The organism is Macellibacteroides sp. (genome assembly GCF_050251695.1).
Lineage (GTDB): Bacteria > Bacteroidota > Bacteroidia > Bacteroidales > Tannerellaceae > Macellibacteroides > Macellibacteroides fermentans.
On the sequence record NZ_JBFWMI010000092.1, the window covers coordinates 1 to 12,251 of the forward strand.

General features: G+C 45.8%; 7 protein-coding genes. 5 read left to right on the forward strand and 2 right to left on the reverse strand.

Annotated elements, in window-relative coordinates:
* The coding region (locus tag AB7E53_RS12155) for an MFS transporter (protein ID WP_446775906.1) at window positions 1–958 on the forward strand (958 nt) is incomplete at its 5' end.
* Between the two features lie 72 nt (window positions 959–1,030).
* On the opposite strand, the gene AB7E53_RS12160 is transcribed toward AB7E53_RS12155, so the two are convergent.
* Window positions 1,031–2,386 (reverse strand): MFS transporter, encoded by a 1,356-nt coding sequence (locus tag AB7E53_RS12160; protein WP_446775908.1) that lies wholly within the window; start codon window positions 2,384–2,386, stop codon window positions 1,031–1,033.
* A gap of 79 nt (window positions 2,387–2,465) precedes the next feature.
* Complete coding sequence (locus AB7E53_RS12165; protein ID WP_179399520.1) at window positions 2,466–3,479, reverse strand: LacI family DNA-binding transcriptional regulator; 1,014 nt, start codon at window positions 3,477–3,479, stop codon at window positions 2,466–2,468.
* 253 nt (window positions 3,480–3,732) lie between these two features.
* Between AB7E53_RS12165 and AB7E53_RS12170 the strand changes: the two genes are divergently transcribed.
* The 4 genes from AB7E53_RS12170 (at window position 3,733) to AB7E53_RS12185 (ending at window position 12,127) form a co-directional block, all read left to right on the forward strand.
* Entirely contained in the window at window positions 3,733–6,732 is a 3,000-nt protein-coding gene (locus AB7E53_RS12170; RefSeq protein WP_446772817.1) for a SusC/RagA family TonB-linked outer membrane protein, read from the forward strand.
* A 12-nt stretch (window positions 6,733–6,744) separates the two neighbouring features.
* Window positions 6,745–8,364: a RagB/SusD family nutrient uptake outer membrane protein gene (locus tag AB7E53_RS12175; RefSeq protein WP_446775911.1), complete on the forward strand. Its 1,620-nt coding sequence runs from the start codon at window positions 6,745–6,747 to the stop codon at window positions 8,362–8,364.
* A gap of 35 nt (window positions 8,365–8,399) precedes the next feature.
* A complete protein-coding gene (locus AB7E53_RS12180; RefSeq protein WP_446775913.1) occupies window positions 8,400–9,548 on the forward strand; it encodes a SusF/SusE family outer membrane protein in 1,149 nt (382 codons plus the stop codon).
* Window positions 9,549–9,640: 92 nt separating this feature from the next.
* Window positions 9,641–12,127 (forward strand): alpha-amylase family glycosyl hydrolase, encoded by a 2,487-nt coding sequence (locus tag AB7E53_RS12185; RefSeq protein ID WP_446775915.1) that lies wholly within the window; start codon window positions 9,641–9,643, stop codon window positions 12,125–12,127.
* Window positions 12,128–12,251: the final 124 nt, after the last annotated feature.

A 12,251-nucleotide genomic window follows, 5' to 3' on the forward strand; every position in this document is an offset into this window, starting at 1 on the left:
AATAGGTCGCAATAAGCCATTCATGATTTTGGGGTATGGTCTTACGGCTATTTTTACTCCCTTTTATGCATTGGTAACACTACCATGGCAAGTTTTAATTGCCCGCTTCCCCGAGAGAATAGGAAAGGGATTGAGAGCTGCTCCCCGTGATAGTCTGATAGTTGCATCCATTGATAAAAATGAGATAGGTAAAAACTTTGGATTTCAAAAGGCTATGGACAATAGCGGTGCCATTGTAGGTCCGTTACTTGCGAGTTTGTTGCTCTATCTTCTGTGCAATGATTATCACAGTCTTTTCTTGTGGGCGACGATTCCTGCCATATTGGGTGTGTTGGCAGTAATTATAGGAGTTAAGGAAGTGAAATGGGCTGATAAGAAAGCGAAGAAAATGGTTTCTATAAGAATGTTGCCCAAACGATATTATCTTTTTCTGATGATAGTGTTTGTGTTCTCATTGGGCAATTCGTCTGATGCACTGCTACTTATAAAGACATCAGAAACAGGGATAGACAAGGCTTGGATACCTTTTATATACATGATTTTTAATGCTACTTCTGTCTTGTTAGCGATTCCTGTAGGCAAATTATCAGACAAAATAGGACGTGAGAAATTGATAGTTGCGGGTTTCGCTGTTTATGCCGTAACTTATTTGCTCTTTGGGTATTGTACTAGTTTCTATGCCTTTATACCTCTTTTTGTTTTGTATGGCATTTATAGCGCACTTACAGATGTAAGTCAAAAATCGTTTGTTTCAGACATTACAACGAAGGAAATGAAAGGTACTGGTTATGGACTATATCACGCTACACTTGGTTTCACGTTGCTTCCAGCCAGTTTCATAGGCGGATGGATGTACGACCATATGAACAGCAAAGTGCCTTTCTATTTTGGTGGCGCCATGGCACTGGTGGCTTGCTTGTTGATGTACTTTGTTTTTATACATGGCAAGAGGAAATGAAATCTACGCCTCCCGTAAGGGTGACGATTAGTTTTCGTTCTTTGCCGGTTGTGTTTAAATCTACTGATAATATCAAGCCTTTACTTTGGACTTTTCTTTGATCAGGGTTACCGAAACGGCTGCAAGGATCAGGAAACATCCGCCGGTTAAAAGGGCGTAGATTGGCTGACCGTTATACACGTGGTTTACTATCCAGCCGTGGATTACGCCGTTTACTATCTGGGGAATGGTGATAAAGAAGTTGAATATTCCCATATAAGTTCCCATTTTAGCGGGAGGCAGACTGTCTGATAGGATGGCGTAGGGCATGGCCAGGATACTTGCCCAGGCTATACCGATACCTATCATGGAGGCGAACATCAGGTCCGGATTGGTAAACAGGTACATGGTGATTAGTCCCCCGCCTCCCAGCAGAAGGCATACGGCATGGGTTGCTTTCCGGCCGATTCCTTTGGCGATGGGTATCAGCATCAGGGCAAACAGCATGGCCACAAAGTTGTATACGCTGAAGAGCTCTCCCACTTTATCGGCCGCCACCGCATACTGCGCAGATGCGGGGTCAGTTACGCCGTACACATGTTGCGCCAGTGCAGGTGTGGTATAAACCCACATCGAGAAGAGGGCAAACCAGGAGAAGAACTGACACATCCCGAGCTGCACCATTACCTTGGGCATATGCCTGATATCGTGCAGTATCTCGAGGAAACCATTCTTTTTCTTTACTTCGGAGGTTGTTGCCATTTCGGAGAAAGCGGCTAGCTCCTCAGGCGAATATTCTTTGGTCTTAACGATGGTCCACATCACACTGCTGAACAGGATGGCGGCCCCAACGTAGAAGGCCACTTTCACATTGTCGGGCACTTCGCCGGGATCAGCGGTGTTGGACAGTCCGAAAAAGTTATTCATGATACTGGGTAACAGCGAGCCTACCACGGCTCCCACCCCGATAAGGAATGTCTGGATGGAGAATCCCTTGGTATGTTGCTCGTCCGGCAACATATCTCCCACCAGGGCCCTGAATGGTTCCATGGTTACATTGATGGAGGCATCCATAATCATAAGCATACCGGCTCCGATCAATACCGGCGACAAGATGGCATGGGCCGTTCCGGGCGATAAGAAGAGGTCCGCATTGGGCATCAGCACCAGAGCGATGGTGGTAAGGATGGCTCCCACAAGGAAGAACGGACGGCGGCGGCCCAACCGGCACCATGTTTTATCCGAATAATGACCTATGATGGGCTGGATGATCATCCCCGTTAGCGGCGCTGCCAGCCAGAAGAGCGAAAGATGTTCCACATCTGCTCCGTAGGTTTGTAAAATTCTGCTTGAGTTTGCGTTTTGCAGTGCAAATCCGAATTGTATACCGAGGAAACCAAAGGTAAGGTTCCATATTTGCCAGAAGTTCAAAAAAGGTTTTTTCTTCATAAAATGATGCTTTAAGGTTTTTCACCGCAGCAAACTTAGTGAATTAATCTGAAAAGCGAAGCCCGCCGGACTAAAAAAGTCAGCGGGTGGTTTCGCGGACAACCAAATTTGTCTTGATTATCTTATTGACAATCTGATCGCTCTCGCGCCGTCCTTCGATATGATCGAGCAGCAGACGCATGGAGGTGGCCCCCATTTCGTATCCGTGCTGGTCGACCGACGTAAGCTGGGGATTACTTATCTCTGCGATGGCATTGTTTGTGAACCCGCAGATGGATACCTGGTCGGGTACTTTAAGCCCTTTGGCCTTCACCACATTGAGGATACCCAGAGCGGTTTCGTCGTTTACGGCAAAAAAGGCATCGGGAGGCTCTGGCAAATTAAGCATAGAGGGAGTGATTGCAAGGGCATCTTTGTAATTATTGCAGATGGTCATCAACGATTTATCCACAAATATTCCGTGTTTGCGCAGGGCATCTTCGTACCCCATGCGCCGGTTGCGCGAAATGGGCATGTGCGATTCGGATCCGTAAAAGGCAATACGCCGGCAGCCTGTATTAATAAGGTACTCCACGGCTGTTTGCACACCGGCATAGTCGTCTACCACCACACGGTCTGTAAGAATTCCGGTACAGATTCGGTCGAAAAACACTACCGGCACTCCGCTGTCTATCAGTTCCTGAAAATGCGAGAAGGAGGTGGTTGTTTTCGCCACCGAAGCAAGCACTCCGCACACACGGGATTCCTGCAGGGTGTATGCCCCGCGCACCTCGCGCTCGAACACTTCGTTGCTTTGGGAGATGATCACCCGGTATCCGGCCTTTTCGGCCTCGTCTTCGATACCCGACAAAACCGATGAAAAGAAGAAATGCACAATCTGAGGAAGTATCACCCCGATGGTTTTGGTGTTGCTTGTGCGCAAACTCAGTGCAAGGGCATTGGGTTTGTATTTATGCTCTTTGGCAAAAGCAAGAACCAGCTCTTTTGTTTCCTTGCTGATGTCCGGATGATCGGCCAGAGCCCTGGATACGGTTGAGGGTGCTACATTAAGTGATTTCGCTATATCTTTTATCGTTATTTGCCGCTTTTTCATTTGTTAGGATCTTTTCATTACTCAAAAATAATAGTTTTTAATTAACAATTAGCATATCCGACAAACTTATTATGAAATTATAACAAGATTTACTTATTTGTGCAAACGTTTGCGGAATCGTTTGCATGGAATAAAAGGGCTTAAACCAACTATTTAACCCATAAATCTGTTTTGTGTATATACTTTTGCATCGTTGACTGAAATTATTAAAATTAAACACAAAATAGAGTATTAATCTTAAATTAACTAATGCATGAAAGAGAAGATTCATTCTTGTAAGGTTAGAATTATCCTGTCTGTTGCGATGGGATTACTATTCTCCCTCGGTGTCTTTGCACAGCAAATAACTGTAAAAGGCCATGTGAAAGATGCCAGCGGTATACCAATTATTGGTGCGAATGTTGTTATTAAAGGATCTACAATCGGATCGGTAACCGATCTGGATGGTAATTTCCAGCTTCAAGCTCCTCAAGATGCTACTATTTCCATTTCATTTGTAGGATACAAACCCACAGAGGTAAAGGCTGCTCCGGTATTGATGGTGGTTCTTCAGGAAGATGCCGTTATGCTGGAAGGTACAGTGGTTATTGGTTACGGTTCTGTTAAAAAGGAAGACGTTACCGGCTCTGTATTGGCTATTGATGCCGATAAACTTACCAAGGGTATGGCTACTTCGGCTTCAGACCTGCTGGTAGGTAAGGCTGCCGGTGTGAGTGTTGTTACCGATGGTGGTGCTCCGGGTGCTTCGGCTGCAATCCGTATCCGCGGAGGTTCGTCCATGTCGGCCAGCAACGATCCGCTTATCGTTATCGACGGTGTTCCTGTAGACAATCAGGGTATCAGCGGGATGTCTAACCCGTTGGCTACCGTTCACCCCAGCGATATCGCTACATTTACAATCCTGAAGGATGCCTCGGCTACCGCTATCTACGGTTCGCGTGCATCAAACGGTGTAATCATCATCACGACCAAGACTGGTAAGACCGGCCGGGTTAAAGTGGATTACAACGGTTCGTTCTCCGTTAGTACCAAGTACAACGAAGTAAGTGTGATGGATTCCGAGACTTTCCGCAATTTTGTAACTACAAAATTCGGTGCCGGAAGCAATCAGGCCAAGGCTTTGGGTAACACCAGCACAAACTGGCAGGATCAGATTTTCAGAACGGCTTACAGCACAGACCATAACGTAAGTATTTCCGGAGCAATTCCGAATATGCCTTACCGTGCTTCTGTGGCTTATACAAATGAGAATGGTATCCTGAAGACTTCCAACCTCGAACGTGTTACGGGTTCATTAAGTGCCAATCCTAATTTCTTCGACAAGAAGTTGAACATCAACTTAAATGTGAAGGGGGTTTATAACACCAACCGTTTTGCCAACCAGGGTGCTATCGGTATGGCTACTCAGTTTGATCCTACTCAGCCTGTTTATATGGATAACAATAACTACGGAAACGGCTATTTTATCTATATGAAAACAGATGGCAAACCAGTAGATATCGCTCTTACAAACCCGGTTGCCATGTTGGAACAGCGTAACGACGAGTCTACCGTATATAGAAGTATCGGTAACGCTCAGATCGATTATCGTATGCATTTCTTGCCCGACTTACGTGCTAACCTGAATGTGGGTTACGACGTTTCAAAAAGTGAAGGCGATGTGATTATTGCGGACAACTCTCCTATGACCTATACTTCCGGTAACTTTAAGCAAGGATTTGGTGAAAACACCTATTATTATCAGCTTAAACGGAATACATTACTTGATTTCTATCTGAATTATGCCAAAGAGATCGGCATCAACAACATCGATGTGATGGCAGGATACTCCTGGCAGCATTTCTATAACAGCACAAAAAACAGATACCCCTACTCTGCTGCCTTCGCTCAATCGAAGGGTGAAGAGTTCTATAAGGAAGGCGACGAATACGAATCTGAAAACTACCTGATTTCTTTCTTCGGTCGTTTAAACTATACGTTGTTGAATCGTTACCTGGTAACATTTACATTGCGTAACGACGGTTCTTCACGCTTTAACCCGGATGGTCGCTGGGGTTTGTTCCCATCGGTTGCTCTGGCATGGAAGATGAACGAAGAGGCTTTCCTGAAGGATGTGGATGCATTGTCTGATCTTAAATTGCGTTTGGGATACGGTATAACCGGTCAGCAGAACCTGGGTAGCAGCGACTATCCTTACATGGCCCGTTACATGTACAGCAAGGCGGGTGCCAACTATTACTTTGGCGATACCAAGTATTCGCTGATCGCTCCGTTGGCATACGACGAAAACCTGAAGTGGGAAGAGACAACTACCTGGAATGCCGGATTGGATTATGGCTTCCTGAACGGCCGCATCACCGGTGCCCTTGATTTCTATTTCAGAGAAACTAAGGATTTATTGAATACCGTATCGGTTGCCGCCGGTACCAACTTCAGCAACCAGTTGCTTACCAACGTAGGTACTTTGGAAAACAAGGGGGTTGAGTTCAGTATCAACGCTCACCCGGTTGTAACAAAGGATTGGGACTGGACCATCGGTTATAATATTTCATACAACAAGAACACGATCACCAAGATGACTTTGAATGACGATCCTAACTATGTGGGTGCTATTCACGGTGGTATCGATGGTGGTACAGGTTTCAACGCCTTGATTCATGCTGTTGGCAAACCGTTTAACTCATTCTATGTATACGAACAGGTTTATACTCCGGAAGGTGTGCCTGTAGAAGGTGCTTACGTAGACCAGAACGGCGACGGCAAAACCGACGAAAAAGACCTGATCACTTACAAGAAAGCGGCTCCGGATGTATTTATGGGATTCTCTTCTCAGCTGTCTTATAAGAACTGGGATTTCGCCTTCGCATTGCGTGCAAGCTTAGGAAACTATGCTTACAACAACATCCAGTCGCAACGTGAAGCTTGGGGTGGTTCGCAGATGTACGACCAGACCGGATTCCTGAAGAACCGTGTTACTACAGCCGAATATACAAACTTCAACAATGCACGCTACTTGTCGAACTACTATATCCAGAATGCTTCATTCCTGCGTATGGACAACATTTCGATAGGTTATACTTTCAACAAAGTGTTTACTAAAGATCAAAAAGCAAGAGTATATGCAACGGTACAGAATCCGTTTGTAATTACAAAGTACGACGGTCTGGATCCTGAATTCAACAACAACGGTATTGACAACAATATCTATCCTCGTCCACGTGTATATATGATTGGTTTGAGCCTTAATTTTTAATATGATATAAATATGAGAACAAATAAATATAAATATGTAATTTCCGCCTTCTTGGTAAGTGCTGCCCTAAGTGTCACCTCTTGTACGGGAGACCTGGATACGGTGCCTTTGGATAAAGATGAGCTTGTTTCTGAAGTTGTATTTGGAAGCGATATCGCACCTTACCAGCAAAGCATCGCCAAATTGTATGCCGGTTTTGTAATTGGCGGTAACTCGGGTGGCGACAGTGATCAGGACGTGGTTGGTATCGATGGTGGTAGCCAGGCTTCTTTCCTACGTGTGTTGTGGAATATGCAGGAGCTGACTTCCGACGAAGCGCATTGTGCATGGAACGACCCGGGTATACCCGACTTTAACATCCTCTCCTGGGGTTCTTCAAGTCCGTGGATCAAAGGTTCGTACTATCGTTTGTTTTATCAGATCAGTGTAGCGAATGCTTTTCTTCGTGAAACATCCGACGATAAGCTGGCTGCCAGAGGTTGCTCTGCTGATGTGATTGCAAAGGTTAAGACTTTACGTGCCGAAGCTCGTTACCTTCGTGCCTTGTGTTATACACAGGCTTTGGACTTGTACAGAAATGTTCCGCATGTAACTGAAAACAGCAAGATTGGTAACGTATTGCCCGACCAGATTATGGGTCCGGAATTGTTTACCTACATCGAAACCGAATTGAAGGAGTGTGAAGCAGATATGCTTGATCCTACCGTTGGTTTTAGTGCCAATTACGGTCATGCCAACAAGGCTGCAAACTGGGCTTTGCTTTCAAGATTGTATCTGAATGCCGAAGTGTATGCAGGTGTAAAGAAATATACAGAATGTATCACCTATTCTAATAAGGTAATCGCTGCCGGTTATCAGCTAGAACCGGTTTACGGCGATATGTTCCGCGCAGACAATCACTTGTCTAAAGAAATGATTCATCCATTGCGTTACGATGGCGACCAGACCATGACATGGGGTGGTATGACTTACCTGTTGTGTATGGGTTCGTCAGACATGCAGTCGGCTACCAATGCCAAGGGTGCATGGCAGGGTGTTCGTGCCAAATCTTCTTTACTTAAGATTTTCGAAAAAGAAAGCAACAGCACTCTCGACTCACGCAGAAGCATGTTACGTACCGAACTTACTGCCAATGTAGAGATTGTGGATCAGTCTACGTTTAAAGACAACGGTATACCTGTTGCCAAGTTCTATAACGTAAACAAGGATGGTTCTAATCCGGGTAGTGCCGAAGCGTATGTAGACTTCCCCTACTTCCGTCTGGGTGAGATTTACCTGAACTATGCGGAAGCTGTGTTGAGAGGTGGAACAGGCGGCGACAGAGCCACTGCTTTGAAGTACATCAACGACTTGCGTAAGAGAGCCTATACAGACGACAGCAAGGCGGTTATTGCCGATGCAGATCTTAAACTTGATTTCATTCTGGATGAAAGAGGACGCGAATTGTTTTACGAAGCTCAGCGCCGTACGGACCTGATCCGTTTCGGTAAGTTTACTTCCAACGATTACGTATGGCCCTGGAAGGGTGGTTCTGCTACCGGTACCGGCGTTGCCAGCTACTTTAAAGTATTCCCCATTCCTTCGGATGATATGGGTACCAATACAAACCTTATTCAGAATGAAGGTTATTAATCAAGGCTTGTACAACTTATAAATTAAACAGAAATATGAAAAAAATTAATATATTCTTTCTCGTTCTATGCTGTTTATCTTTCTTCGGATGCGAAGAGGATGATAAGGTGACAATGCTTGATTTCAACAATATTGTCGCACCCGAACTTGAAAAGGTGTTACCGGAAAACTTTGTAATTACAGAAACAACCAACCTGAACGACCAGGTAGGTTATGTACTTTGGGAAAAAGGTGAATACGGGTACGCAGCTTCGGTAACTTATACCGTGCAGGCGGATATTCATGGAGGTACTTTCGAAGAGCCTGTAGAATTGGTTTCTTCTACAACCGACAGAGCTGTAATTACTGCCAAAATGCTTAATAATGCTGCAATGGCTTATACCATCGAATCTAAGCCGCTTACACTGGACTTGCGTCTTAAAGCTGTGGTTAGCTCGACCGGTGGCGACGGAACAGCGGTTCCTGTTGTATATTCGAAAGTTAAAACCTTTACATTTACTCCGTATATAGCCGAAGTTCCGGTGAAGGATGCCCTTTATATTGTAGGTGGCGCTTTGTACGGCTGGGGTAACGATAAGGCCAATGTGGGTAAAGACCTGCAACCGATGTTTGCTGCCGACAGCAAACCGGGTGAGAAGATTTATACCTATACCGGTTTCTTCAAGAGCGGGAGCGGTGGCTTCAAGATTATCACGCAGGCCGGAAACTGGGATACCTGCTACGCCTATAAGGGTGCCGGTTTAATGGGTGCCAACAATGACGGTGGCGACTTCCCTGCTCCTGCTGCTGATGGTTATTACACGCTTACTGTAAATCTGGCCGATCTTACCTTTACAATGGTTCCGTATGCCGAAGGTGCTACTGCCAAAAGATATGCTACAATCGGTGTGATTGGTGATGCTACTCCTACCGGATGGGATTCGGATACGGATATGGTTGAAACATTGCCTCACATCTGGGTGATTCAGAAGATCAACCTGATTGCTGGTAAAACTATCAAGTTCCGTGCAGATAACGACTGGGCCGACAACTGGGGTATTGGAACAACTACCAACAATATTCCTTTTGGGGTTTCGTCGAACGGCGGAGATAACTTCCCTATCGAGAAGGGTGGCGAATACTTGCTTGTACTGAACGACCTTACAAAACATTATATGATTATCCGGACCGAAAAGCTTCCGTAATCAGTACTATGTAACAAAATCGGAAAGGGTATTCATCCTCCTTGGGGGGTTATGGATACCCTTTTCTTTCCTAACCAATAAAGATTATACACATGAGAAGATTTTTACACACCTTATTTATCATTCTGTTTTTGTTTCCGGTACTGCATGCACAGGTTACCACCGTACCTGCGGTTGTTACGGAATCAGGGGCTGTAGACATTATCTTTGATGCCACGCAGGGCAATAAAGGGTTGATGGGCTATACCGGAGATGTGTATGCCCATACCGGTGTTATCACCAACCTCAGCACCAGCGGAAGTGATTGGAAATATGCGCCTGCCTGGGGTGACAACAGTGCCAAATATAAGCTTACTTCGCTGGGTTCTGACAAGTGGAAACTTACTATTTCGCCCGATGTACGTTCGTGGTACGGGGTACCTGCCGGCGAACAGATCAGTAAGCTGGCCTTTGTGTTTCGCAGCGCCGACAAGACCAAAGAGGGTAAAGCGGCCGGTGGTGCGGATATCTTTGTTACACTGAATGAATCTGTATTTACACCTACGGCTCCGGTTGCTCAGGCTCGTCCGGCTAACGTGAAGGATGGAATAAATTACCTGAACGATAATTCGGTAACGCTTGTTCTTTATGCCCCGGGTAAAAGTCACGTGCACCTGATAGGCGACTTTAATAATTGGACCAAAGACAATGCCTGGCAGTTATTTAAGGATGGCGATTATTGGTGGATTACGGTTAACAACCTGGAGAAGGGAAAGGAGTATGCTTTCCAGTATCTGGTGGATAATAGTCTGAAGATAGCGGATGCCTATTGCGAAAAGATTCTGGATCCGTCTAACGACTCCTATATTCCGGCTTCAGTGTATCCGAATCTGAAAAGCTATCCTAATCAGACTGAAGGGATAGTCTCAATATTACAGACCGGCAAGACCGGCTATACGTGGACGGCGACCAATTTTGTTGCTCCTCCTGCCGATCAGCTGGTGATATACGAGCTTCTGGTACGCGATTTCACCACCGAGGGTACCATAAAAGCGGTTACTGCTAAACTGGACTATCTCAAATCGTTGGGTGTAAACGCCATCGAGTTGATGCCTGTACAGGAATTCGACGGGAACGACAGTTGGGGGTACAATCCTTGTTTCTATTTTGCTCCGGATAAGGCCTACGGTACAGAAGCCGATTATAAGGAGTTTATCGACGAGGCACACAAACGGGGCATGGCTGTGATTCTGGATATTGTCTTTAACCATGCCACGGGTAATCATCCTTTTGCCAAATTATATTGGGAAGGTTCTGCTACTGCTCCCAACAATCCGTGGTTCAATGTTACAGCGCCTCATCCCTACAGTGTGTTCCATGACTTCAACCATGCTTTTTCCGGCACGCGCGAATACTTCAAGCGGGTATTGGAACATTGGTTGAAGGAGTATAAATTGGACGGATTCCGTTTCGACCTGTCCAAAGGGTTCACACAAAACAGTTCCACAGAGCAAACGGCCTCCAATTACGATGCCAGCCGTATCGCCATACTGAAAGATTACAACAGTAAGATCAAGTCGGTCAACCCCAAGGCTTATACCATTCTGGAGCACTTCTGTGTTGCTACAGAAGAGCTGGAACTGGTACAAGACGGCATGATGGTGTGGGCCAATGCCAACAATGCATTTTGTCAGGGTATCATGGGGTATAGCAGTCAGTCGGATTTCTCTTCCCTCAGCGCCCAATCCCGGCAGTGGAATCTGAAGAGCATGATAGGATACCAGGAAAGTCACGACGAAGAGCGTACCGTTTACAAGGCGAAGACCTACGGAGTGGATGGGGTGAAGAACAGCACACAGGTTCAGATGGAGAGAGCCGGTATGAATGCGGCTTTTCTGTTTACCATACCCGGACCGAAAATGATCTGGCAGTTTGGTGAAATGGGCTATGATTATTCCATCGACTACAACGGTCGCGTAGGTAAAAAACCGGTGAGATGGGATTACCTGGAGAATCCGGACCGGGCGAAGCTGGCCGACACCTATGCCACTTTACTTAGTCTGCGCAACGAGTTCCCGCAGGTATTTGCCAATCCGTCCACCGAAACGCTTCGGGTTAGCGAAAGTTATTGGAGCAACGGCCGGTTTATTACCTTGCAGCATCCGGATCTGAATGTGGTGCTGGCGGGTAACTATACCACTTCTGCCACATCGGTAACTTTGCCCTTTACACAAACGGGTACCTGGTACGATCTGTTTACCGGCGAGTCGTATGTGGTGGATAACCTGAGTAATCCGGTGAATGTAACGCTTCCCGGAAGCAGCTTCAAATTGCTTACCAGCAAAAAGACGCTGACGGACAGCGAACCTATCTCGATGGAGAAGCCTGTGGTGGTCTATCCCAATCCTACAAACGGTTTTATTCAGTTTAGCGACAGTGCTCCGAAACGTGTAACACTTTACAATGCCTTAGGCAGACAAGTGCTGCAACAACAGGTAACCGATGGCACCCTGAATATAGGCAATCTGCCTGCCGGTCCTTACTTCATGCAGGTTTATACCGCCGATAAGATGGAATCGCTCACGATTTTAAAGAGATAAGATCGACCAGGGGCAGACAGTAATAGTCTGACAAAACCAAATGCGGTTCGATTTATTAATGCAATAGTTCAACGCAATGTGCGATTTCGGCTTATTACTGCTATGCATGTAATTGAAAAGAAAT

Excerpts from the sequence above, each read along its gene's own strand:
- AB7E53_RS12160 (WP_446775908.1), bottom strand. The coding sequence starts at position 2,386 with ATGAAGAAAAAACCTTTTTTGAACTTCTGGCAAATATGGAACCTTACC.
- AB7E53_RS12165 (WP_179399520.1), bottom strand. The coding sequence starts at position 3,479 with ATGAAAAAGCGGCAAATAACGATAAAAGATATAGCGAAATCACTTAAT.
- AB7E53_RS12170 (WP_446772817.1), top strand. The coding sequence starts at position 3,733 with ATGAAAGAGAAGATTCATTCTTGTAAGGTTAGAATTATCCTGTCTGTT.
- AB7E53_RS12175 (WP_446775911.1), top strand. The coding sequence starts at position 6,745 with ATGAGAACAAATAAATATAAATATGTAATTTCCGCCTTCTTGGTAAGT.
- AB7E53_RS12180 (WP_446775913.1), top strand. The coding sequence starts at position 8,400 with ATGAAAAAAATTAATATATTCTTTCTCGTTCTATGCTGTTTATCTTTC.
- AB7E53_RS12185 (WP_446775915.1), top strand. The coding sequence starts at position 9,641 with ATGAGAAGATTTTTACACACCTTATTTATCATTCTGTTTTTGTTTCCG.